This window comes from Stackebrandtia nassauensis DSM 44728 (assembly GCF_000024545.1).
Taxonomy (GTDB): domain Bacteria; phylum Actinomycetota; class Actinomycetes; order Mycobacteriales; family Micromonosporaceae; genus Stackebrandtia; species Stackebrandtia nassauensis.
Window position 1 is genome coordinate 4770167 of sequence record NC_013947.1, and the last position, 22986, is coordinate 4793152.

The following is a 22986-nucleotide window of genomic DNA, read 5'->3' on the forward strand; positions in this document are numbered from 1 at the left end:
CAGGGTATGCGTAGGCACCGACGAATCGCCACAGTCTCGCCGTCTTAATCTGGAACACGTGTCAGCCGACAACGAACAACTCACCGTTCACATCGATCAGGACCTGTGCACGGGGGACGGCCTGTGTGTTCAGTACGCCCCCGACGTATTCGAGTTCGACATCGACGGACTCGCATACGTGAAGGGGGAGGACGGTGAGCTGCGCACCGAGACCGGGCAGCGGGTCGACGTTCCGGTGAACCTGCGCCTGGACATCATCGACGCCGCCAAGGACTGTCCCGGCGAGTGCATCCACGTCCGCAAGGTGGACGACGACACCCCCGTCGCCGGTCCCGGAGCCGACGACTAGGACTGCGGCGGCGTCGCGTTCTGGGCCTTGCGGGCCGCGTAGGCCTCGGCGCCCTTGCTGGGCTTGCGCTGCCGCGTCGGCGCGGTCACGCCCGGCGCCAGCTTGCGGGTGATCACCAGGAACGCGGTGTGGGCGATCATCCGGTGGTCGGGGCGCACCGCCAGGCCCTCCAGGTGCCAGCCGCGCACCATGCACTCGAAGGCGCGCGGTTCGGTGAAGCCGCCGCGTTCCCGCAGCGCCTCCACCAGGTCCGACATCTGGGTGGTGGTGGCGATGTAGCCGATCAGGACGCCACCGGGCACCAGGGCCCGCTCCACGGCGTCCAGGACCGCGTACGGGGACAACATGTCCAGCACGATCCGGTCCACACCGGTCTCGGCGCACTCGGCGAAGTCTCCATTGGTGAGCGTCCACTGTTTCGGCGGGCCGCCCCAGAAGGTCTCGACATTGTTGCGGGCGATCTCGGCGAAGTCGGGGCGCAGCTCGTAGGAGTAGACGTGCCCGGTCTCGCCGACGGCCCGCAGCAGCGAGCAGGTCAGCGCGCCCGAACCGGCTCCGGCCTCGATGACGCGGGCGCCGGGGAAGATGTCGCCCTCGGCGATGATCTGGGCGGAGTCCTTGGGGTAGATGACCTGGGCGCCGCGCGGCATCGACAGCACGAAGTCGGTCAACAGTGGTCGCAGCGCCAGGTAGCGGGTGTTGGCCGTGGAGGACACGACGCTGCCCTCGGGCTGTCCGATGAGGTCGTCGTGGCTGATGCCGCCGCGGTGGGTGTGGAAGGTCTTGCCCGACTCCAGGACGACGGTGTGCATGCGTCCCTTGGGATCGGTGAGCTGGACCCGGTCCCCTTCCCGGAACGGTCCTGTGCGGACATTACTCACGTTCGGTCACCTCCGTGTCGGTCGCCGTCTCGCGCGGCGGGGCCGGTGCTGGTTTGCGCGGGTCCAGGGCGTCGGCGATGTCGGCGGCGTTGACGACTCCCAGTGCCCGGCCGTCGTCGACGACGGCGTACTCGTTGGCCGGGTGGCGCCGCATCGCCGCGACGACCTCCTCGCCGCGCCAGGACGGCTTCCAGGTGTTGGAACCGTCCAGGCCCTGCGCGACGTCGTCGACCGACACCCAGGGACGGCGGTCGGCGGGCACGGCCTGGGTCGCGGCACTGTGCATGATCGCGGTGGGGTGGCCCGCGGCGTCCACGACCAGGACGCCGCCGGAGTCGGCCTCGCGCTGCTGCCGCAGCGCCTCGCCCAGCGGAGTTCCACTGGGGACACAGGTGGCGGGGCGCAGCAGTTTGGCCACGTCCAGCAGGTGGAACCGGGCGCCGAGGGTGCCCAGCTGAATGGAGCGGGTGGCGCCCAGCCACAGCACGGCGGCGATCATGAGCGCGAAGACGATGCCGATGACGGAGACGAATCCGGTGGCGAAGGCGAGGATTCCGGCCGCGGCGGTGGCGACGGCCACCACCCGTCCGGCCCATCCGGCCACTATGGAGGCGACGTGTTTGTCACCCTTGATGGCCCACACCAGGGCCCGCAGCGCCCGGCCGCCGTCCAGCGGCATCCCGGGGAGCACGTTGTAGATGGCCACGATGATGTTGCAGGCGGCGACCTGGAAGGCGAACTGCCAGGCCAGCGTGAACGGTTCCAGGATCAGGGCCACCGCGGTGCCGATGGCGCCCAGCACCGCCGACACCGCCGGTCCGGCCAGGGCCACGACGGCCTCCACCTTGGGGCTCTTGGGATCGGTGGCCATCTCGGTGTGGCCGCCCAGCATCTCCAGGGTGATACCGCGCACGCCGATGCCGTAGTGGCGGCTGGTGAGCGCGTGGCCCAGCTCATGCAGGAACACCGATCCGCACAGGGTGACCACGAAACCGAAGGACACCAGGTAGACCAGGCCACCGGAAAGCCCCGGCACGGCCACCCGCACGACGTCGGAGTAGATGAGGGTCACCAGCACGGCCAGGATCAGCCAGGTGGGGCTGATGTAGACGGGCACGCCGAGGACACGCGCGATGCGCAGGCCCGGGCGGGTCGGTCGGCCGTCGGATTGGTTCATCGAGTAGATGGTACGCATGCGTCCTGGGCGCGGTGACATCGTGGACGTCGGTGTCCGGCCGTAGGGTTGGCCCATGTCGTCCGAGTTTCGAGCCCCGGTGACGTTGTCACCCTCGCGCGCCAACGATTTCAAGTCCTGCCCGCTGAAGTACCGGTACCGGGTGATCGACAAGCTGCCCGAGCCGACCTCGTCGGCGCAGGTGAAGGGCACGCTGGTGCACTCGGTGCTGGAGCGGCTGTACGACCTGGGCGCGGCCGAACGCACTTCCGGGCGGGCGCTGGAGTTGGTGGAGCCGGAGTGGAAGCGGCTGCGCGACGCCGATGCCGAGGCCGCGGGTGTCGTGGACGACGAGTCGGCCTGGATCGCCGAGGTGCGCAAGCTGGTTGAGGCGTACTTCGCGGTGGAGGATCCGCGGCGACTGCAACCGGCCGAACGCGAGTGTTTGGTGGAGGCCACCACCGCCGACGGGGTGCGGTTGAAGGGCTATATCGACCGGCTGGACGTGGCGCCCACCGGCGAGATCCGGGTGGTGGACTACAAGACCGGCGGCGTGCCCCGGGAGGCGTTTCGGGCCGAGGCGCTGTTCCAGCTGAAGTTCTACGCGGTGGCGCTGTGGCACGTCCGCGGCGTGGTGCCCACGGTGCTGCGGCTGATCTATCTGAAGGACGGCCAGGCGATCGACTACTCCCCGACCGAGGCGGAGCTGCGGGCCACCGAACGCAACATCACCGCGTTGTGGCGGGCGATCGGGGAGGCCGTGACGCGCGGCGACTTCCGCGCCAAGAAGAGCGGCCTTTGTGGATGGTGTCATTTCAAGGATCGGTGCCCGGAGTTCGGGGGAACGCCGCCGCCGTACCCGTTGCCGATCACAGTCTGAACTCCTTGTCGATGTGTAACGATTTGTTAGGGTTAGGGTCGTTACGCGTCGAACGGGAGGTGTCTGTGGGTCACGCCGAAACCCTGCTGGCCATGGGTGGTGCCTTCGTCGCCGCCGCCGTCATCGCCCGGCTGGGCCGCCGGATCGGTCTTCCCACGATTCCACTGTTCATGGTCGCCGGGATCCTTTTGGGACCGTACACTCCCGGCTTCGTCCTCGTGGACGATCCGCACGAGTTCGAGATGCTGTCGGCGCTGGGCCTGGTGCTGCTGCTGTTCTATCTCGGCCTGGAGTTCCATGTCGACGACCTGAAGAAGGGCGGCCGGAAGCTGTTCGCCGTGGGCGGCATCTACCTGCTGCTCAACGTCGGCGCCGGGCTGGGCTTCGGGTTCGCGTTGGGCTGGGGCACCCGGGAGGCGCTGGTACTGGCCGGGATCGTGGGCATCTCGTCCTCGGCGATCGTGACGAAACTGCTCGTCGACACCGGACGGTTGGGCAATCCCGAGACCCGGCTGATCCTGGGCATCATCGTCGTGGAGGACATCTTCCTGGCGCTGTACCTGGCCGCGATCCAGCCGATACTCGGTGGCGCCGAGGGCGCGGCCGAGATGTTGTGGCAGATGGGCAAGGCCTTCGGGTTCCTGCTGGTGCTGGCGATCGCCGCCCGGTTCGGCACCCGGCTGATCGGCAAGGTCATCGCCGTCAAGGACGACGAGCTGCTGGTGATCAGCTTCCTGGGCGCGGCGGTGCTCATCGCCGGGATCTCGGAGAAGCTGGGCGTCGCCGACGCCATCGGCGCGTTCATGATCGGGCTCATCCTCGGCGGCACCACCTCCGGGCCCCGCATCCGCGAGCTGGTGCACCCGCTGCGCGACGCGTTCGGGGCGATCTTCTTCTTCGTGTTCGGCCTGTCCATCGATCCCGGCGACATCGCCGTGGTTGCGGGCCCGGTGGCCATCGCGGTGGGCATCACCATCGTGGGCAACCTGGCCGCCGGTATCGCCGCGGCCCGCATGAACGGCTTCGGGGCGCTGCCCGCGGCCAATATCGCCTCCACCCTGTTGGCACGCGGCGAGTTCGCGCTGATCCTGGGGACCATGGCCGCCGCGGCGGGCCTGGACGAGCGGCTGACCCCGTTCATCGCCGGGTACGTGCTGATCCTGGCCATCATCGGACCGCTGTCGGCCGGGATCACCGAATGGCTGGTGCCCCGGCTCGGGCTCCATCCTGGGGATGAGGCGAAGATCCCCCGACACGCGGAGGGCTGAGCGGCGCCGAGAGGTTACCGTACCGTCCATGACAACCGCCGAAACCCGAGTGTGGATGCGCAACGGACCGTTGCACCGCTGGTTTCAGGCCCGGCCGTTGGCCGGCGACTCGCTGCTGGCGCTGATCGTCTTCGGCCTCAGCGGGCTGGCGTTCCTCGCCCCGGAGATAAAGCCCACCGACCCGCTGATCTGGCTGTGGTTGTTCCTGGGCAGTCTTCCGGTGGCCATCCGGCGGGTGTGGTTGTGGTGGTCGCTGGCGCTGACGATCGCGCTGCTGTTCGCGTCCATGTTGGACCCGTTGGCGTGGTTGTCGGGCACCTGGGCGATCCTCGTCATCGCCTACACGATCGCCGCCGCGCTGCCGTTCCGCAACGCGATCGCGGCCACCGCGGCACTGTGGGGGGTCGCGACGCTCACGATCGTGATGGCGCGCCCCGAGCAGCTCGCCCAAAGCCCCGCCTTCGTCGTGCTGATGTTCAACTACGTGCTGGCGGTGACCTGCTTCGGCATCGGACGGGTCGTGCACGGCAAACGCGTCAAGGTCAGCGAACTGGAGGACCGGGCCCGCATCGCCGAGGAGAACCAGGTCGCCAAGGTCGTCGAGGCCATCAACGACGAACGCCGCCGCATCGCCCGGGAACTGCACGACGTCGTCGCGCATCACCTGTCGGTCATGAACGTCATGGCCACCGGCGCCCGGCGCACCCTCACCAGTGACCCCGACCGGGCCGACGAGGCGCTGGCCACCATCGAATCCACCGGACGCACCACGCTGCGCGAGATGCGGCGGCTGCTGGAAGTGCTGCGCACCGACGACGAACCCGCGGTCGACGACCGGGAACTGACCCCGCAGCCGGGACTGGACGCCATCCACACGCTGGTCGGCCAGGTCCGCTCCGCCGGGCTGCCGGTGAAGCTCGTCATCGACGGCACCCCGTTCCCGCTCGACCAGGGCATCGCCCTGACGGCGTTCCGGATCATCCAGGAGGGACTGACCAACACCCTCAAACACGGCGGCCCCGCCAACTCCGGGGTGCGGATCTCCTACCGCGAGGACGAACTGGAGATAGAGGTCACCGACAACGGCGCCGGACAGAAGAGCCTGACCACCGCCTCCGGCCGGGTCGGCCACGGCCTGGTGGGCATGCGCGAGCGCGTCGCCCTGTACGGTGGCAGCCTGCGTACCGGTCCCCGCCCCGGTGGGGGTTTCCGGGTTCACGCCCTGATACCCATTGAGGCCCCAACGGAGACGACCTGACGTGAGCACCGACAAGCCCATCAAGGTTCTGCTCGTCGACGACCAGCCGCTGCTGCGCACCGGGTTCCGGATGGTGCTGGGGGCCGAGGCCGACATCGACATCATCGCCGAGGCCGGTGACGGCGTAGAGGCCGTCGACCTGGCGCGGCGACTGCTTCCCGACGTGGTCCTCATGGACATCCGGATGCCCCGCATGGACGGGGTCGCGGCCACCAAGGCCATCGTCGAGGCGAAACTGCCGGTGCGGGTGCTGATCCTGACCACCTTCGACCTGGACGAGTACGTGGTGGGCGCGCTGCGCGCCGGAGCCGCCGGGTTCCTGGCCAAGGACGTCCCCGCCGAGGACCTGGTCGCGGCGATCCGTTCGGTGTCGTCCGGCGAGGCGGTCGTGGCGCCGAGGATCCTGCGGCGGCTGCTGGAGAAGTTCGTCGACCGGCTGCCCGAACCCGACGGCGCCACCCCGGCCAGCCTCGAGGTGCTGACCGAACGGGAGCGCGAGGTGCTGATCCTGGTGGCCAAGGGCATGTCCAACACCGAAATCGCCAAAGAGCTGACGGTCAGTGAGACGACGGTGAAGACTCATGTCGGGCACGTGCTGACCAAGCTGGGCGTGCGGGACCGGGTGCAGGCCGTGGTGCTGGCGTATGAGACCGGGCTGGTAAAGCCCAGTAGGTGACATTCGCGGCATTCCGCGCGCCGCCTCCTCCTTGAGGAGGAGAAGCACTCCTTCCCTACGGCTAGGGCACGGGTCCACCTTGGTCTCGCGGTGACGGTCAGGGCGGACGCGAAGGTGTACTCGCGAATCCTGCCCGCGCACGACGCCCGGGCCCGGGAGAGGCAATAGCGTTTCGGGTACGTGGAGACAACACCGAAACGCATGAATCCCTTGGGAGGGCTTTACCTTGACCACAACGACAACCGCCGCCGCGCGGGCGCACAACGTCTGGAAGGTGTACGGCACCGGTGAGGCGCAGGTCATCGCGTTGCACGGCGTCAGCGCGGAGTTCGGCGCCGGACAGTTCACGGCGATCATGGGCCCCTCGGGGTCGGGTAAGTCGACGCTCATGCACTGCCTGGCCGGCCTCGACCACACCAACCGGGGCGAGGTCCACATCGGCGACACGAAGGTCACCGGCCTGTCCGACCGGGGGCTGACGAAACTGCGCCGCCAGAAGGTCGGCTTCATCTTCCAGCAGTTCAACCTGCTGCCGACGCTGACCGCACAGGAGAACATCCTGCTGCCGCTGTCCATCGCGAAGCAGAAGCCCGACGCGGCCTGGTTCGACCGGGTCATCGACACCGTCGGACTGCGCGACCGGCTGTCCCACCGGCCCTCGCAGCTGTCGGGCGGCCAGCAGCAGCGCGTCGCGTGCGCCCGGGCGCTGGTGCAGCGGCCCGAGGTGATCTTCGCCGACGAGCCCACCGGAAACCTGGACTCCCGTTCGGGCACCGAGGTGCTGAAGTTCCTGCGCGACTCGGTCGACCAGTTCGGACAGACCATTGTGATGGTCACGCACGACCCGGTCGCGGCGTCCTACGCCGACCGGGTGCTGTTCCTGGCCGACGGCCGGGTGGTGGACGAGATGCTCGAACCCACCGCCGACCGGGTGCTGGACGAACTGAAGCGCTTCGAGGAGATCGTCGACTCGGTCAAGGCCGGGGAGGCTCGCTAGAGATGTTGCGTGCCACGTTCAAATCGTTGCTGTCGCGCAAGGCGCGACTGTTCATGTCCGGCCTGGCGGTGATCCTGGGTGTCGCGTTCATCTCCGGCACCCTGATCCTCAACGCCTCGCTGGGCGACTCGATCCGCGACATGTTCGCCACCGCGTACAAGAACGTCGACGTCCAGGTCACCCCCGACGCCGACGAGTCCAAGGACAAGGTCGCCACGATCCCCGCCGACCTGGTCGACGAGATCAAATCCCAACCGCACGTCGACAAGGCCACCGCGGAGGTCGCCGACGCCGCCGGCGGCGTGCAGGTGCTCGACAAGAACGAGAAGGTCCTGCCCCCGACCGGTCCCCCGACCATCGGCACCAACTGGACCGGCGTCAACGACCCCATGGAGATGGCCGACGGTTCCGGCCCCGAGGCGTCCGACGAGGTCGCCATCAACAAGGGACTGTCCGATGCGACCGGTTACGAGGTCGGCGACACCATGAAGCTGGTGCTGCCCAACTCCGGTGACACGAAACCGCAGTCCTTCGAGGTCTCGGGTGTGTTCGAGTACTCCGGCAACCGGGGTTCGCTCGGTGGCGAGTCCACCGTCTCGTTCACCACCGAGACGGCGCAGAAGATGTTGCTGGGCAAGGAGGACGTGTTCTCCAGCGTCAACGTCAAGAGCGACGGCAGTGTCTCGCAGACCGAGCTGAAGAAGCAGCTGTCGTCCGAACTGGGCGGCGACTACCAGATCAAGACCGGTGACAAGCTCGCCGAGGAGTCCGCCGGGCAGCTGTCGATCATCCTCGACTTCTTCAACTACCTGCTGTTGGGCTTCGGGACGATCGCGTTGCTGGTGAGCGTGTTCCTGATCATCAACACCTTCTCGATCATCGTCGCGCAGCGCACCCGGGAGCTGGCCCTGTTCAGGGCCATCGGCGCCGGACGCGGCCAGGTGACCCGATCGGTGATGCTGGAGGCGTTCATCATCGGCGCCCTGGCGGCCGTGGTCGGCATGGCCGTGGGTGTGGGACTGGGCTGGGCGGGCACCGAGGCCATGAGCGGCCTGTTCGGTGACCTCCAGACCACTTTGTCCATCCCGATGGAGGCGTGGATCGCCGCGGCCGCGATCGGTATCGGCATCACGATGTTCGCGGCGCTGCTGCCGGCGCTGCGGGCCGGGCGGATTCCGCCGATCGCCGCGCTGCAGGACCCGTCCAACACGCAGCGGCCGGTGCGCTGGTTCGCCATCATCGGCGGGCTGCTGCTGGTCGGCGGTGGTGCGCTGCTGACCGCCGCGCTGACCAAGCAGTTCGGCAAGATCGACTCCGACGACACCCGCATCGCGGTGTTCAGCGCGATCACGGTGCTGTTCCTGGGCGCCATCATCTTCACCCCGGTGCTGGCCCGGCCGTTGGTGTCGCTGATCGGTTTCCTGTTCTCGTGGTCGCTGCCGGGCAAGCTGGGCCGCCGCAACTCGGGCCGCAACCCGAGGCGCACGGCGATCACGGCCACCGCGCTGATGATCGGCATCACTTTGGTGACCGGTGTGGGCGTCATGTTCTCCTCGGCCAACGCGAGCATCCAGAAGTACATGGCCAAACAGGTCAACATGGACTTGATGATCTCGCCCGCGACGCAGGGGCAGAACCCGCCCACCTTCGACAAGTCGGTGCTCGACGAGGCCGCCGACATCGACGGGGTCACCAAGGTCGTGGACGGCTACGCCGATTCGCAGGCCACTTTGGATGGCGAACCGATCTACGTCCAGGCGACGTCGAACATCAAGGACTTCACGCGGCTTCTGGGCGTCACCAAGGACAAGGGCGAGATGGACTCGCTGGGTCCCGACGAGATGCTGATGAGCACCGGGCAGGCCAAGGACACCAAGACGAAGGTCGGCGACACCGTCGAGGTGACCTTCGCGAACCTGAAGGAGCCCAAGGAGTTCACGGTGTCGGGCATCGTCAACACCGGTGACTTCATGGCGGCGCCGTGGATCGTCGACGCGTCCAACGCAAAGTACTTCCACGAGGACAAGCCGATGCAGGCGTTCATCGAGGTGGGCGACAAGGACGACGTCAAGCCGGTCATGAAGGACGTCAACGAGCTGCTGAAGGACTATCCGCTCGTCACGGTGATGGACACCAGCGCGTTCACCGAACAGCTGAACCAGATGTTCGACATCATGCTGACGGTGGTGCAGGTCCTGTTGGGTCTGGCGATGCTGATCGCGGTCATCGGCGTCATCAACACGCTGACGCTGTCGATCCGGGAACGGACCAGGGAACTGGGACTGTTGCGGGCCACCGGGCTGACGCGCGGTCAGGTCACCCGGATGGTGACCGTCGAGTCCATCGTGATCTCGCTGTTCGGCGCGCTGCTGGGCCTGGGCGTGGGCGCCGGGCTGGGTATCGCGGCCCAGCGGGGACTGCGGACGTTCATCGACGTCCTGGCGATGCCGTGGGGAACCATGGCGTTCTATGTGGTCGCCGCTATCGTGGTCGGTTTCTTCGCGGCGCTGATCCCGGCCTACCGGGCCAACCGGATCAACGTCCTGGAGGCCATCTCCTACGAGTAGCCCTTTCCGGGCAAGCAGGCGGGGAACGGTGGGTCCGTGCGAGAGCACGGGCCCACCGTCATTCGTCCAGTGTCGCCAGTCGGCTGCGAACCTTGTCGGCGTACGGATGCCCGAGCTCGTCCAGTGTGGTCAGCGCTTGGCTCCACACCCGGCGGGCGGCGTCGCGGTCGTCCTCGGACAGGTACACGTCGCCGAGGTTGGTGAGCACCTCGGTGGTGAAGTACCGGTCCTCGACGTCCTCCAGCAGGTCCAAGGCGGTGCGGTAGCAGGTGATGGCCTCGGTGTGGTTGCCCAGATGGTGGTGGGCGTAGCCGAGGCTGTCCCAGGTCTCGGCCTCGGCGTGGGCGTCGTGGTGACCGTGCTGTTTGGTGAGTTCGGCGAAGATCTCGATCGCTTGTCCACAGTAGTCGAGGGTTTGCGGGTACTCCCCCGCCAGGGCGTGCTGCCAGCCCACGCCGTTGAGGGCGTGCGCGACCCGGCGCTGGTTCCCGGCCTTGCGGTACAGGACCAGGCTCTCCATGACGTTCTCCAGGCCGCGCTGCCGGTCGCCGGTGCGGGAGTACGCCCAGGCCAGGCCCCGGTGCGAGTCGGCCTGCCCGACCGGGTCGTCGAGCTGCTTGAACAGCGCCACGGCCTTGCTGAACTCGGCGCAGGCCTCGGGGTAGCGGCTCAGCTGGGTCAGCGGACGGCCCAGCACCCGGTGCGCGTAGGCCTGCCGGGGCAGGTCGCCCAGTCGCTCGGCCGCGGCGATGGCCTGCCGCTGGAACCGTTCCCAGTCGGCCCACAGGCCCCGGCGGCTCAGGTAGGTCTCCATCGCCCACACCAGCTGGTAGGTCGACTCGTCCAGTCGCCGCGTCTCGGTCAGTCGCAGCACCGCCTTCAGTGTCGCCAGTTCCTCGTCGAACCAGTCCCGGGCGGCGCGGCTGTCGACGAACTCGGCGGGTTTGACGGCGTCGTGCAGCGGCGGCAGCGGGGTGACGCGCCGCAGCGGGTCCAGCCGCAGCGTCGCCCGGTGCGCGGTGTGGACGTGGTAGTCGACGATGCGCTCCACCGCCTCGGCGCGCAGCTCGGCGGGGTCGGTGGACTCGGTGAGGTTGACGGCGTAGGCGCGCAGCAGGTCGTGGAACGCGTAGCGTCCGGGCCGCCGGGACCGCAGCAGGTGGGCGTCGACCAGGTCCTCCAGCCGGGTCTCGACCTCGTGGGCGGCCGCCTCGCCCAACAGCGCGCACACCGCGCCCACCGACAGGTCGGAGCCGGGCGCCAGGCCCAGCAGCCGGAACAGGTGGGCGTGCCGTTCGTCCAGTTCCCGGTAGGACATCTCGAAGGCGACCCGGACGCTGCGCTGCCCGAACTCGAGTTTGGACAGCAGTTCGCCGTCGCGGGCCAGCCGGTCGCGCAGGTCGGCCAGGGTCCAGTTGGGACGGCTGCGCAGCCGGGCGGCGGCGATCCGCACCGCCAGCGGCAACCGTCCGCAGGTCTCGACGACCTCGGCGACGATGCCCGCCGCGGTGTCGTCGAGTCCGGTGGTCGCGGCGGCGTCCAGGAACAGCGCCGTGGCCTCGTCGGCGCTCATGACGTCCAGCGGGATCGGGGTGACCTCGTCCAGGGCCGACATCCGGCGGCGACTGGTGACGATGACCAGGCAGCGGGAGCCGCCGGGCAGCAGCGGCCGCAGCTGGGCCTCGTCGGCGGCGTTGTCGAGCACGATGAGCAGCCGCCGGTCGGACAGCAGCGAGCGGTACAGCGCCGCGCGGTCCTCCACCTCGGCGGGGATGTCCTCGACGGCCAGGCCCAGCGCCCGCAGCATCCGGTCGAGGGCGTCGCCGGGTTCGACGCGTTCCCCGGCGCCGCTGAAACCGTGCAGGTCCAAGAACAGCTGGCCGTCGGGGAAGTCGGGGGCCAGCAGCCGGGCGGCGTGCACGGCCAGCGTCGTCTTTCCGATGCCGGGCATGCCGTCCAGGGCGCACACCACCACCGATCCGGCGGCCTCGGCGTCCAGGCAGCCGCGGGACAGCTGCCGCAGCGCGGCCAGTTCCGGTTGGCGGCCGGTGAAGGCGGGGACGTCGGCGGGCAGCTGCGACGGCACCACCCGGGCGGGGGCGGCGGCCACGGCGACGGCGGGCCGGGGCGCGTCCAGTCCGGCGTCGGCGCTGAGGATGCGGCGGTGCAGTTCGGTCAGGTTCTTGCCCGGGTCGCAGCCCAGTTCGTCGCGGAACCGGGCCCGGGTCTGGCGGTACAACTCCAGGGCTTCCTTCTGGCGACCCGAGCGGTACAGCGCCAGCATGAGCAGGGCGACGGGTTTCTCGCGCAGCGGCCTCGCCGAGATCAGTCCGCGCAGTTCGCCGATGAGTTCGCCGTGCTGTCCCAGGGCCAGCCGGGCCTCGAAGTTGCGCAGTTCGATGTGTTCGCGGCGTTCCTCGACGTGCGCGACAGCCGCGGCCAGGTTGGGTTCCACCAGGACGCCGCCCAACGCCGGTCCCCGCCACAGGGCCAGCGCCCGGGTGAAGCAGTCGGCGGCGGTGGCGGGATCCTCGGCGGCCAGGGCCTGTTCGCCCCGGCTGGCCAGCGCGTCGAACTCGGCCAGGTCGAGCTCACCCTCGTCGACCACGACCCGGAAGCCGTGCGGGTCGGCGACCAGCCGGGAGGCGTCCTCGCCGGGGATGTGCAGCTTCTTGCGCAGTTTCGCCAGGTAGCTGCGCAGGTTGGAGTCGACGGAGTCGGGGGCGTCAGCCCACACCAGCTCGATCAGCCGGGGCCGGGAGACGGTTTTGTTGGCGTGCAAAAGAAGTGCCGCCAGCACGGCCTTACTGCGGCCACCGCCGGTCGGCACCACTTGCCCATCACAGCAGACTTCCATCGGGCCCAGGACCCGGAATTGCAGCACGATTCCCGCCTTGACGTGATAACCATCACCGGTTGGCGATCATACCCCGCCGCAACGGAATCAAGCCCGGTCCATGTCCTCCAGTTCCCGGCCCTTGGTCTCGCGCACCGCCCGCGCGACGAACACAAAGGACAGGGCGGCCATGCCCGCGTACAGGCCGTAGGCCAGGCCCAGGCCCACCTCTGACAGCCACGGGAAGGTCGCCGACACCGTCCAGTTGGCGACCCACTGCGCGGCGGCGGCCACCGCCAGCGCCGAGGCCCGGATCCGGTTGCCGAACATCTCGCCCAGCAGCACCCACACCAGCGGGCCCCAGGAGCAGCCGAAGCCGAAGACGAACAGGTTGGCGGCCACCAGCGCGATCGGACCCTCCAGGTCACCCAGCATCGGCTGCGGTTTGCCCGCGACGTCTGCGACCGGCGCGGTGGCGAAGATGAACGCCATCACGCCGAGGCTGACGGCCATCGCCGCCGAACCGGCCAGCAGCAGCGGTTTGCGTCCGAGTTTGTCCACAAGGGCGATGGCCACCAGGGTGGTGACGATGTTGGTCACCGAGGTGATGACCGAGATCAGCATCGAGTCGGACTGGCTGAATCCGACGGCCTCCCACAGCGTCGAGGAGTAGTAGAAGATGACGTTGATGCCGACGAACTGCTGGAACACCGACAGCAGGATGCCCACCCACACGATCGGCAGCAGCCCCAGGACGGGTCCCTTCAGGTCGCCCATCCTCGGCGGCTTGTCGGACTTGAGCGATCGTTCGATCTCGGTGATGCGCTGGTCCACATTGCCGCCCAGCACGCTCTTGAGCACCTCGCGGGCCCGCGTCAGTTCGTGTTTGGACACCAGGTACCGGGGTGACTCGGGGATCTGCAGCGCCATGATGCCGTAGGCGAACGCGGGTATCGCGGCCGAGGCGAACATCCACCGCCACGCGTCCAGGCCCCACCACAGTGGTTCGTTGGCTCCTCCGGCGGCGGTGGCGAACACGAAGTCGGCCAGCAGTGCCACGAAGATGCCCGACACGATCGCCAGCTGTTGCAGCGAACCCAGCCGTCCGCGCATGTTCGCCGGGGAGATCTCGGCGATGTAGGCCGGTGCGATCACCGAGGCGGCGCCGACGGCCAGACCGCCGATCACCCGCCAGATGACCAGGTCCCAGGCCGCGACCGCCAGCGCCGAACCGATGGCGCTGATGAAGAACAGGATCGCGGCGATGAGCATCACCCGCACCCGTCCCAGCGCATTGGACAGTTGCCCGGCGAACCAGGCGCCCACCGCGCAGCCCAGCAGCGCCGAGGACACCACGAAGCCCAGCGCGATCGAGCCGATCCCGAAGTCCTTGCCGATCGCCGACACGGCGCCGTTGATGATCGAGGTGTCGAATCCGAACAGGAATCCGCCGATCGCGGCGACCCCCGCGAGCATGAGCGCCTTGGCATGGGCCCGTCGCTTCTCGTGCGCGACGGTTTCGCTGTCGGTCATCGTCCCCCCTGATTTCCCCGCATTAGGAGTGACTTTAAGTTCGTTCCGTCAAAAATTCGGGCATATCGGTCACAGGACTTTCGCTGCGCCACCGACCGGTGCACAATCGGTGCTCGTGAATTTTTCGGCGAAGGGAATGTCGTGACCAAAGCGAAGCTCGGCTGGGTGGCGCTGCTGCCCGGGCAGGACGGGCTTATCCGGATCAATCTGCCCGCCGACGCGAAGCAGGCGACCTTCGACCTTCCCGCACGACTTCAATTTGGACGCGAGCTGCATCCGGTGCTGCCCTTCGACATCGAGGCCTGGCGGTCGCGGGTCGGCGAGTACACCGACGGCGACATCAAGCTCGTCGTCACCATGAACCCCGACTCCGGGCTGGCCGAGCCGTTCCCGTTCTATGTCGACCTCGACCACGACGCCGTGGTTCCGTTGACGCCCATCGCCGCCGACCGGCTGCTGTCCGAACAGGGCGAGGAGATCACCTTCACCGCCGACGGTGAACTGCGCATCGCCATCGAGGGCGCCGAGGCCACACTGCGGCGCGCCGAGGTACCGGTCGAGGAGGAGGTCAGTTTCCTGGTCTCCGGTGAGGCCACCGTCGTTGCGGGCACGCTGCTGCGTCCGGCGGGCGAGGGCCCGTTCCCGGCGGCGGTGCTGGTGCACGGTTCCTCGTTCCACCAGCGCGACTTCTATCGCATGTGGGCCCACGCCCTGGTTCGCGCCGGGGTGGCCGCGCTGATCTTCGACCGGCAGGGCCACGGCGCCTCCACCGGCGAGGTCGCCGAGACCCTCCAGGACCGGGCCGCCGGGGTCGAGGCGGCGATGAACTTCCTCAAGGAACACAAGGCCGTCTCCGAGGTGGGCCTGTGGGGCATCAGCAACGGCATGTGGACGGTGCCGCTGGTGGCCGCGCGGCGTCCCGACGTCGCGTTCGTCGCGGGCGTCTCGGCCCCCGGCGTCACCGCCGCCGAATCGGAGGCGCACCGCCGTGGCACCGCGCTGCGGCAGGGCGGCGTGTCCGCCGAGGCCGCCGGGATCGCCGAGAAGATCTGGCGGCTGCTGGCCGAGGTGAGCCAGACCGGCGACGCCTCACCGTCCCAGGTCCGCAAGCTCGAACCGCTGCTGAAGAAGCTGCGCGCCGACAAGACGGTCAAGGCGTACACTCCGCCCGGCTACGCCAAGACCAGCCCGAAGCTGTCCCCCATGCCCCCGTCCGGTTCGGCCGCCGAGGTGGCCAAGGCGCACGCGGGCACCCCCGATCCGTCCGTGGGCTACGACCCGGCCAACAGCTACCGCGAGATCTCCTGCCCGGTGCTGCTGCAGTACGGCACCGACGACCCCAACCTCCCCGCGGCCGAGTCCGAGAAACGCATCCGCGACGCCCTCACCGACGGCGGCAACGAGAACTTCACCATCACCAGCTACCCGAACGCCGGGCACCTGCTGGAACGGGTGCCATCCGAAGTAGACGGCATGACCCACGAGGAGGCCTCGTACGGGTTGCATGGTCTGCGGTTCGCGTCCGGCGCCGTGTCGGAGTTCATCTCGTGGTTCGAGGCCCGCAAGCCCTCATGAGTTGTAGAACAGACCCCGGACGGTCTGTTTGAGCCTCGTCCACAATGACGGACGCGACGTGGCTTCGGTCTTGGCGCGTTTTTCCTTCATCTCTTCCTCCGGCGTACAGGTGTGCCCGGTTCCCGACACACCGACCGTGAACGAGTGGCTCTTGATCTTCTCGGCACCCTGGTACCCGGTGGCGGTCACGGTGATCTCGGCACCGGTGTCGTTGAGCCGCAACAACCCGTACTGCCCCCGGCCCGGCAGCGACGGCCCGAGGTCATAGTGGTTGTTCACCACCGACGGCCGCGAGTCCATACTGGCGAAGTGGAACACCGGCACCCGGCCGGGCGAGTTCCCACCCGAGTCCATCGCGACAGCGTGCAGATCCCCGACGACCAGGCACATCCGCCCGGCCCAACCCAACGAGTCGAACATGTCGATGAGCTGCGACCGCTCCTCGGCGAAGGAACTCCAGGTGTCGTTCGAGGAACTGTCGAACCAGCGACACACCGGCAACAGCACCAGGAAAGCCGCGTCCGAGGACTCCAGAACCCCCTTCAGCCAAGCCTTCTGGGCGGCGCCCAGCATCGTCTTGTCGGGCCCGTCGGGATCGTCGTCGGGCGAACGGTACGAACGCACGTCCAGCGCCACGAACAGCACCCGCCCGATCGTCCAGCTGTGCCAGATACCCACCTCATCGGACAGTTCATAGTGGGGCACCCGCTCCCGGTACACCTGGGCGGCTGCCTTGCGCCCCGGAGCGGTGCCGTCCGAGTTGTTGGGACCGAAATCGTGGTCGTCCCACACATACTGGGTCGCGACATCCCGATACAACCCTGCCTGACGCGGCTGGGCGAACACGTCGTCGAACGCCCCCCGATAGGTGTCCACATCATGATCGGGCACGAACTCCCCCGAACCGATGTCGTAGTAGTGAATGTCTCCCATGTGGAGCAACATCAGCGGGTCCCGCTCCCGGATGTCCGAGAACACGGGATGGTTCGAGACCCGAGCGGGGACGGTCACGTCCCCGGTACCGGGATGTTCGGGCTCGAACCCGGCGCACGAGGTGGCGGCGACGGTGAAGTCCGCGGGCTCGCCCAGCACCGGATGGGTGCGGAACCGCCCGAGGGCCTCGCGGTCCAGATCGCCGTCGATCTCGACACCGTAGTAATAGCGGGTCGCGGCCTTCAGACCGTCGACCTTCAACTCGGCGACACCGTTCTCGGGAGCCACCGCCTCCGACTTCACCGGATCGGCCAAATCGGACTCCGTCGAGACATGCAATCGCGCGGTATCCCCGCTCAACCTTGCCTTGACGATGACGGCGGCGGGGGTCGTGGCACCGACCCAGGTATACGACAATGACATCTGTCGTCCGTTCGCTACGAGGGGCTGGGGCCCTTCAAGCATAGACGCATTCATATGTCCCTACATCCCTTCAAAACCCCCACCCACCCCAACCCCGCCCCGGGGTCACAATGGTCGGATGTACTCACCCGACCGCCAAGCCAACCACTGCGCCTTCTGCGGCACCCGCTTCCAACCCACCACCACCTGGCCCCGCGACTGCCCCTCCTGCCACGAGACAACCTGGGCCAACCCCCTCCCCGTCGCGGTGACCCTCCTGCCCACCACCGACACCGACGGCACCACCAACCTCGTCATCGTCCGCCGCACCATCGAACCCGGCTCCGGCCTCCTCGCCCTCCCGGGCGGCTACATAGAACTGGGCGAAACCTGGCAACAAGCAGCGGTCCGCGAACTACGCGAAGAGTCCCACATCGAAGCCGACCCCAACGACGTCCAACTATTCCATGTGGACAACTCCGTCCGAACCATCCAGATCTTCGCCCTCCTCCCCACCCGCCCCGTCACCGACCTCCCACCCTCAACCCCCACCCCCGAGGCCGACGGCTGGCACCTCCTCCCCGCCCCCACCGAACTGGCCTTCCCCACCCACACCACCGCGGCCCGGATGTTCTTCGAGAACCGCTGATCCCAGCGCTGTGCGATCATCGACGACGTGGCGAAACTGGTGCTGGACCTGCACGACATCTACAACAAGGGCGACCTGATCGACAAGGCGCTGCGCGACATCATCAACGAGGCTGTCGACAAGAAGATCGCCACCGTCGAGATCATCCCCGGCAAGGGCTCCGGACAGCTCAAGAAAAAGGTGATCCGCTTCCTGGAGCAGAAGGACATCAAGGCGATGTACCACCGCATCGACAAGGACTCCAAGAACTTCGGCCGCCTGTTCGTCTACTTCCAGCACAAGGCCGACAAGGGCAAGAAACGCAAGCGGTAAGGCGGGTCGGGCACCATTGTGGGTGTGGATGGTGAGGTTGGGCTGGATCCGTTGCGGATGAGTGAGCGTGAGTATTTCCGCAGCATTCGTAAGCGGCTCGGTATGTACGTCGGGGTGCCGACGTTGGGTGGGGCGGAGGCGTTTCTCGTCGGTTATGACCAGGCCGCGCGGCGGGGTGGGTCGCCGGGGTTGGAGGGGTGGCGGGAGTGGATGCTGGCCAGGATGGACGGGCCGTGTTGTCATGTGTGGAGTGGTATCGCGGTGCATCTGGCGACCGGGGCGCCGTGTCGGTGTACCAATGGGTCGCCGGGCTCGGCGGCTGATGAGGACGCGGCGATCGACATGCTGTTTCGGTTGCTGGACGAGTATCTGGCGGAGCGGGAAGCCACGGTGGCGGAGTGAACCACTGGCACAAGATGGAGATCCGGCCGCGCGAGTTCACCGACCACTGGGGCGACGACATCGGGGTGTACCTGCGGCCGCCGCGTGGCGCGAGGGTAGGGAGACTCCTGGCGCAGGTGGTGCTGGACGAGTGGGCCGATTCGATGGGGCGCAAGGCTCCTCGGCTGACCACGCGGAACCTGGTCGGACGTGTGGACGAGCCGTGGCCCAAGGACTTCAAGAAGATGTTCGACGAGCCCGCGCCGATTGAGGTGCGAAGGGTGAAGCGGCGGCGGAAGTGATGTGCGTCCGCCAGGTGGCGGAATCGGCGGGGAGTCTTTATAGTCATGTTGACGATTAAGGACGTGTGCCCATGAATATCGCCGATTTGGTGGCCGCCCTGCAACAGCCGCTGTTCACCGTGCTGGCCACTCCGGTCAGTTGGACCGAGGTGCTTGGTTTCGGGTCCGGGGCCTTGTGCGTGTGGCTGGTTGCCCGGCAGCACATCGCTAACTGGCCTACCGGTATCGCGAACAATCTGTTCTTCATTCTGCTGTTCACGCAGGCGGGGTTGTACGCCGATGCCGGGTTGCAGTTGGTGTTCATCACGCTGGCGGTTTACGGGTGGTGGAACTGGGCTCGGCGGGGGTCGGGGGCGGTGACCGTGGTGGTGCGGCGGACGACGCGGGTGGAGTGGTACGTGTTGGGGGTCGCCGGAGTGGCGGGGTTGGTGGGGTTGACCTGGTTGCTGGATTCGGCGACGGATTCGACGGTGCCGTTTTGGGACGCTCTGACCACGGTGTTGTCGTTGTTGGCCACGTATGGGCAGTGCCGGAAGCGGTTGGAGTCGTGGTGGTTGTGGATCGCCGCCGATGTGGTGTACATCCCGTTGTACGCGTATAAGGGGTTGTACTTGACCGCGATCTTGTACGTGGGGTTCATGGCGTTGTGTGTCATGGGTTTGCGGGGCTGGCGTCGGGATCTGGTGGCCGCGCGACCGGCCGAGGCGGTGGCGTGAGCCGGTTTCGGCACGGTCTGGTGCTGGGCAAGTTCTATCCGCCGCATGCCGGGCACCATCATGTGATTCGGACGGGGTTGGCGGCTTGTGAGCGGTTGACCGTGTTGGTGTGCGCGGCTTCGGTAGAGTCGATTCCGTTGGCGCGGCGGGTGGAGTGGCTGCGGGAGGCGCATCCGTTGACCACTGTGGTCGGTGCGGTGGACGATGTGGAGGTGGACGTTCACGATCCGGCGGTTTGGGATGCGCACATGGCGATCTTTCGGGCCGCTGTTCCCGGGCGGGTGGACGCGGTGTTCACTTCGGAGGATTACGGGGCGGAGTTGGCGCGGCGGTTCGGGGCGGAGCATGTCGCTGTTGATGTGGATCGGGGGTTGTTTCCGGTTTCGGGGCGGCGGGTGAGGGCCGATCCGGTGGGGCACTGGGGGTTTCTGGAGGCGCCGGTGCGGGCGGGGTTGGCGCGGCGGGTCGTGGTGTTGGGGGCCGAGTCCAGTGGCACGACGACCTTGGCTCGCGGGTTGGCGGAGCATTACGCGGGGCGGGGTGGCGTGTGGGCGGATACGCGGTGGGTGCCGGAGTTCGGGCGGGAGTACAGCGAGGCGAAGCTGGCGGCGTTGCTTGTGGAGCGTCCGGACGCGGGATGGAGCGAGGTTCGGTTCGACGGGGACGAGTTTCCGTTCATCGCGCGGCGGCAGGACGAGATGGAGGAGGCGGCGGCGCGGCGGGGGTCGCCGGTGTTGTTCTGCGACACCGATTCCTTCGCGACGGCGATCTGGCATGAGCGGTATCTGGGTCGCGGGAACGCCGAGGTCGCGCGGATCGCCGAGCGCGTGGAGCGTCACTTGTGGATATTGACCGACCACGACGGGGTGGCGTTCGAGGACGATGGGCTGCGGGACGGCGAGTCGCTGCGGGGGTGGATGACCCGGCGGTTTCGGGACGCGTTGCGGCGCACGCGGCGGCCGTTCGTCGAGGTGAGCGGGTCGCGTGAGCAGCGATTGAAGCAGGCGGTCGCGGCGGTGGACGAGCTGCTGGCCACGGGGTGGCGGTTCGCGGATCCGTTGCCGGAGCGGCGTTGAGTCGTCGGGGCGGGTCAGCGGGCTTTGACGGGTTCCCAGCCGTGCAGCCGGATCAGTTCGGCGGCGACGCGGACGAAGCTTTGTGGATCGAGTACGGAGCCTTCGCGGCGGATGTCGTCCTCGTCGAGGGCGAAGACCCGGTCCAGGCGCACGTAGGAGTCGCGGGCGTTGCGATCCCAGGCCCCGGCGCCCAGGGGCAGCCAGTCGGGGTGGTCGTCGTGGCCCTTGCTGGACAGCATCATGCCCAACAGGCGTTTGCGGTAGCGGCCGACGACGAGCAGCGGCCGGTCCTTGCCCTGGGTGGGGTCCTCCTCGAAGGGGACCCAGGACCAGACGACCTCGCCGGGGTCGGCGAGTCCGTCGAGGTCGGGCGAGTACTCGATGGTCGCGTAGCGCTCGGGGGTGTAGATCTCGCGGACGCGGGGCGTGGCGGGGGAATCGTCAAGCATCACAGGAGACTAGCGAACCGGTGCCGACGCGCCAGGCTGGCCGGTTCCTGTCAATCGCGGGGCGTGGCGCCGGAATCGTGGCAGGGTGGGCGGATTCGGTTCCCCGACAAAGGAAGTCGCCATGCCATCGATCAGCCGCCGCGGTCTGCTGTACGGCGCCGGAGTCTCGGCAGCCCTCGCCACCGGAGCCTTCGGGGTCGGGCGGGCGTTCGCCGACTCGATTGAGGACACGCCGCGGTTCGACCTGTCTACCGACGCCATCAAGACCAGGTTCTTCGAGAAGCCGCTGAAGTCGGGCAACGTGATGCAGTCCTTCGGGTTCGACGACACCCGGGACCGGGTGTACCTGGCGCAGGTCATGGATGCCAAGGGTGGCCCCGGTGATCACAACAAGCTGGGCAATTTGTGCGTCAATCAGGCCACCGTGGACGGCAAGGTGACCGGGTCGATGTATCTGCGGGGGTTCGGGCACGGGGTCGGGATCGGGGTCGAGCCGGACGCCGACGGTGTGGTCGTGTGGGTCGAGGGCGACGCGTACGACGCCGGGGGTGACTTCACGTTCGGCAGGAAGATCGCGCGGGTGCGGTTCAAGGCGGGTGCCGACGTCAAGTACGCGGACGTCCCGGAACGGGATCGCTTCGACCCGGTTCCGGGTGCCACCGCGCTGACCCCGGCGCTCGACCTGGAATACGGCCGCATCGGGGTCAAGTACAACGAGGCCGGGAAGGTGAGGTTCCGGGTCTACGACTTCGCGGAGTTCAAGAACCGGAACTTCACGCCGTTGGCCGAGTTCGACAAACCAGAAGACATCGCCAACCGCGTGTACTTCCAGGGCTGGACGCTGTTCGGCCGCTACCTGTACACACTGGAGGGTTCGAACTGGGGTAACCAGGGTTCGGTGTACCCCGACGGGAACGTGTTCCTGTCGAGCGTCGACATCGAGACCGGGCGGATGTCGCAGCACAGCATCACCCGGGCGGCGAAGTTCTTCAAGTACCGCGAGCCGGAGGGGATGGCGGTCCGGCGGCGCAAGCCGGGCGACCCGCGCAGCGCGGTCATTCACTTCGGGCTGGCCTCGGGGAACAAGGGCGATCGACTGGCGACCCTGTACACGAAGCCCGCATTCGTCGGCTGAGCGCGGTGTTAGCCTGCGGGAACGACCATCCACGGATTCAGGGAGTGACCCATGGCCACTGTTCGTACCGCACGCACCAACTGGGAGGGCGATCTGACCGGCGGCGCCGGTGTCGTCCACTTCGAATCGTCGGGGCGTCCCGACGCCGAGGTCACCTGGGCGGCGCGCTCGCAGGACGCCAACGGCAAGACCTCGCCGGAGGAACTGATCGCCGCCGCGCACTCGTCCTGCTTCTCGATGGCGCTGTCGGCCGGGCTGGCCAAGGCCGGGACGCCGCCGCAGAGCCTGGACACCAGCGCGGAGGTCACCTTCGACCCCGCCGCCGGTGGGATCACGAAGATCCGGCTGACGGTGCGCGGTGACGTGCCGGGCATCAGCGCCGAGGAGTTCAACGCCGCGGCGGCCGACGCCAAGGCGAACTGTCCGGTCAGCAAGGCGCTGGGCGCGGTCCAGGACATCACTGTGGACGCCGCGCTGAAGTAAGGATCCACGAGCGTGCCACCGGTTGTTCTCGGTGGCACGCTTTCGTGTGTACGGGTGCGTTTCCGCACGTCAAGTGCGACACGCCGGTTGGCCAAAATAGATACGTGATATGCGCCACTCGGCCGCAACCTTGAAACAGTTATGCTGATGCCCA

General features: G+C 67.9%; 22 protein-coding genes. 16 read left to right on the forward strand and 6 right to left on the reverse strand.

Annotated features, from left to right (window positions below; all coding sequences use genetic code 11):
* The first annotated feature begins 58 nt into the window (after positions 1-58).
* The gene (locus SNAS_RS22080; RefSeq protein ID WP_013019689.1) at positions 59-349 is read left to right on the forward strand and encodes a ferredoxin; all 291 of its coding nucleotides are present in this window, start codon (positions 59-61) and stop codon (positions 347-349) included.
* Here the strand turns inward: SNAS_RS22080 and SNAS_RS22085 are convergent.
* Both SNAS_RS22085 and SNAS_RS22090 read right to left on the reverse strand, forming a co-directional pair.
* Entirely contained in the window at positions 346-1230 is an 885-nt protein-coding gene (locus tag SNAS_RS22085) for a tRNA (adenine-N1)-methyltransferase (RefSeq protein ID WP_013019690.1), read from the reverse strand. The genes SNAS_RS22080 and SNAS_RS22085 overlap by 4 nt on opposite strands.
* Entirely contained in the window at positions 1223-2407 is a 1185-nt protein-coding gene (locus tag SNAS_RS22090; protein WP_083787385.1) for a site-2 protease family protein, read from the reverse strand. Before SNAS_RS22090 ends, SNAS_RS22085 begins: the two co-directional genes overlap by 8 nt.
* A 73-nt stretch (positions 2408-2480) precedes the next feature.
* On the opposite strand from SNAS_RS22090, the gene SNAS_RS22095 reads away from it, so the two are divergent.
* From SNAS_RS22095 to SNAS_RS22120, 6 genes are all read left to right on the forward strand, one after another.
* Positions 2481-3284: a RecB family exonuclease gene (locus SNAS_RS22095; protein WP_013019692.1), complete on the forward strand. Its 804-nt coding sequence runs from the start codon at positions 2481-2483 to the stop codon at positions 3282-3284.
* Between the two features lie 65 nt (positions 3285-3349).
* Entirely contained in the window at positions 3350-4552 is a 1203-nt protein-coding gene (locus SNAS_RS22100; protein ID WP_013019693.1) for a cation:proton antiporter, read from the forward strand.
* Between the two features lie 28 nt (positions 4553-4580).
* A complete protein-coding gene (locus tag SNAS_RS22105) occupies positions 4581-5810 on the forward strand; it encodes a sensor histidine kinase (protein WP_052305090.1) in 1230 nt (409 codons plus the stop codon).
* Between the two features lies 1 nt (position 5811).
* Positions 5812-6486, forward strand: coding sequence for a response regulator (locus SNAS_RS22110; protein ID WP_013019695.1), 675 nt, complete (start codon positions 5812-5814; stop codon positions 6484-6486).
* A 226-nt stretch (positions 6487-6712) separates the two neighbouring features.
* On the forward strand, positions 6713-7483 hold the full coding sequence (locus SNAS_RS22115; RefSeq protein ID WP_013019696.1) for an ABC transporter ATP-binding protein: 771 nt from the start codon (positions 6713-6715) through the stop codon (positions 7481-7483).
* A gap of 2 nt (positions 7484-7485) precedes the next feature.
* Entirely contained in the window at positions 7486-10050 is a 2565-nt protein-coding gene (locus tag SNAS_RS22120) for an ABC transporter permease (RefSeq protein ID WP_013019697.1), read from the forward strand.
* Positions 10051-10108: 58 nt separating this feature from the next.
* Here SNAS_RS22120 and SNAS_RS22125 read toward each other — a convergent pair whose 3' ends face one another.
* A complete protein-coding gene (locus tag SNAS_RS22125) occupies positions 10109-12934 on the reverse strand; it encodes an AfsR/SARP family transcriptional regulator (RefSeq protein WP_013019698.1) in 2826 nt (941 codons plus the stop codon).
* A gap of 60 nt (positions 12935-12994) precedes the next feature.
* Positions 12995-14419, reverse strand: a complete 1425-nt coding sequence (locus SNAS_RS22130; RefSeq protein ID WP_013019699.1) for a sugar porter family MFS transporter — start codon at positions 14417-14419, stop codon at positions 12995-12997.
* Positions 14420-14560: 141 nt separating this feature from the next.
* Between SNAS_RS22130 and SNAS_RS22135 the strand changes: the two genes are divergently transcribed.
* The gene (locus SNAS_RS22135) at positions 14561-15994 is read left to right on the forward strand and encodes an alpha/beta hydrolase family protein (protein WP_013019700.1); all 1434 of its coding nucleotides are present in this window, start codon (positions 14561-14563) and stop codon (positions 15992-15994) included.
* Here the strand turns inward: SNAS_RS22135 and SNAS_RS22140 are convergent.
* On the reverse strand, positions 15989-17350 hold the full coding sequence (locus SNAS_RS22140) for an alkaline phosphatase D family protein (protein ID WP_013019701.1): 1362 nt from the start codon (positions 17348-17350) through the stop codon (positions 15989-15991). The genes SNAS_RS22135 and SNAS_RS22140 overlap by 6 nt on opposite strands.
* 118 nt (positions 17351-17468) lie before the next feature.
* Between SNAS_RS22140 and SNAS_RS22145 the strand changes: the two genes are divergently transcribed.
* From SNAS_RS22145 to SNAS_RS37245, 6 genes are all read left to right on the forward strand, one after another.
* Complete coding sequence (locus tag SNAS_RS22145) at positions 17469-17978, forward strand: NUDIX domain-containing protein (RefSeq protein ID WP_013019702.1); 510 nt, start codon at positions 17469-17471, stop codon at positions 17976-17978.
* Positions 17979-18005: 27 nt separating this feature from the next.
* Entirely contained in the window at positions 18006-18290 is a 285-nt protein-coding gene (locus SNAS_RS22150; RefSeq protein WP_013019703.1) for a Smr/MutS family protein, read from the forward strand.
* A gap of 24 nt (positions 18291-18314) precedes the next feature.
* Positions 18315-18692 carry a hypothetical protein gene (locus tag SNAS_RS22155; protein ID WP_211207217.1) on the forward strand — a complete coding sequence of 126 codons (378 nt, stop codon included), beginning with the start codon at positions 18315-18317 and terminating at the stop codon, positions 18690-18692.
* Positions 18689-18973: a hypothetical protein gene (locus tag SNAS_RS22160; protein ID WP_013019705.1), complete on the forward strand. Its 285-nt coding sequence runs from the start codon at positions 18689-18691 to the stop codon at positions 18971-18973. Before SNAS_RS22155 ends, SNAS_RS22160 begins: the two co-directional genes overlap by 4 nt.
* Positions 18974-19044: 71 nt before the next feature.
* Complete coding sequence (gene pnuC / locus SNAS_RS22165; RefSeq protein WP_013019706.1) at positions 19045-19689, forward strand: nicotinamide riboside transporter PnuC; 645 nt, start codon at positions 19045-19047, stop codon at positions 19687-19689.
* Positions 19686-20765: an AAA family ATPase gene (locus tag SNAS_RS37245; protein WP_013019707.1), complete on the forward strand. Its 1080-nt coding sequence runs from the start codon at positions 19686-19688 to the stop codon at positions 20763-20765. The genes pnuC and SNAS_RS37245 overlap by 4 nt, the downstream gene beginning before the upstream one ends.
* A 14-nt stretch (positions 20766-20779) precedes the next feature.
* Here the strand turns inward: SNAS_RS37245 and SNAS_RS22175 are convergent, their stop codons facing one another.
* A complete protein-coding gene (locus tag SNAS_RS22175; protein WP_013019708.1) occupies positions 20780-21214 on the reverse strand; it encodes a type II toxin-antitoxin system PemK/MazF family toxin in 435 nt (144 codons plus the stop codon).
* 121 nt (positions 21215-21335) lie between these two features.
* Between SNAS_RS22175 and SNAS_RS22180 the strand changes: the two genes are divergently transcribed.
* Together SNAS_RS22180 and SNAS_RS22185 are read left to right on the forward strand one after the other, a co-directional pair.
* Positions 21336-22349, forward strand: a complete 1014-nt coding sequence (locus tag SNAS_RS22180) for a phage baseplate protein (protein ID WP_013019709.1) — start codon at positions 21336-21338, stop codon at positions 22347-22349.
* Positions 22350-22400: 51 nt separating this feature from the next.
* Positions 22401-22832 carry an OsmC family peroxiredoxin gene (locus SNAS_RS22185; RefSeq protein WP_013019710.1) on the forward strand — a complete coding sequence of 144 codons (432 nt, stop codon included), beginning with the start codon at positions 22401-22403 and terminating at the stop codon, positions 22830-22832.
* Positions 22833-22986 lie beyond the last annotated feature (154 nt).

Bases quoted from the DNA above. Each gene is read 5' to 3' on its own strand.
- SNAS_RS22090 (WP_083787385.1), bottom strand. From the start codon at position 2,407: ATGAACCAATCCGACGGCCGACCGACCCGCCCGGGCCTGCGCATCGCG.
- pnuC (WP_013019706.1), top strand. From the start codon at position 19,045: ATGAATATCGCCGATTTGGTGGCCGCCCTGCAACAGCCGCTGTTCACC.
- SNAS_RS22145 (WP_013019702.1), top strand. From the start codon at position 17,469: ATGTACTCACCCGACCGCCAAGCCAACCACTGCGCCTTCTGCGGCACC.
- SNAS_RS22175 (WP_013019708.1), bottom strand. From the start codon at position 21,214: ATGCTTGACGATTCCCCCGCCACGCCCCGCGTCCGCGAGATCTACACC.
- SNAS_RS22105 (WP_052305090.1), top strand. From the start codon at position 4,581: ATGACAACCGCCGAAACCCGAGTGTGGATGCGCAACGGACCGTTGCAC.
- SNAS_RS22185 (WP_013019710.1), top strand. From the start codon at position 22,401: ATGGCCACTGTTCGTACCGCACGCACCAACTGGGAGGGCGATCTGACC.
- SNAS_RS22095 (WP_013019692.1), top strand. From the start codon at position 2,481: ATGTCGTCCGAGTTTCGAGCCCCGGTGACGTTGTCACCCTCGCGCGCC.
- SNAS_RS22140 (WP_013019701.1), bottom strand. From the start codon at position 17,350: ATGTCATTGTCGTATACCTGGGTCGGTGCCACGACCCCCGCCGCCGTC.
- SNAS_RS22130 (WP_013019699.1), bottom strand. From the start codon at position 14,419: ATGACCGACAGCGAAACCGTCGCGCACGAGAAGCGACGGGCCCATGCC.
- SNAS_RS22120 (WP_013019697.1), top strand. From the start codon at position 7,486: ATGTTGCGTGCCACGTTCAAATCGTTGCTGTCGCGCAAGGCGCGACTG.
- SNAS_RS22180 (WP_013019709.1), top strand. From the start codon at position 21,336: ATGCCATCGATCAGCCGCCGCGGTCTGCTGTACGGCGCCGGAGTCTCG.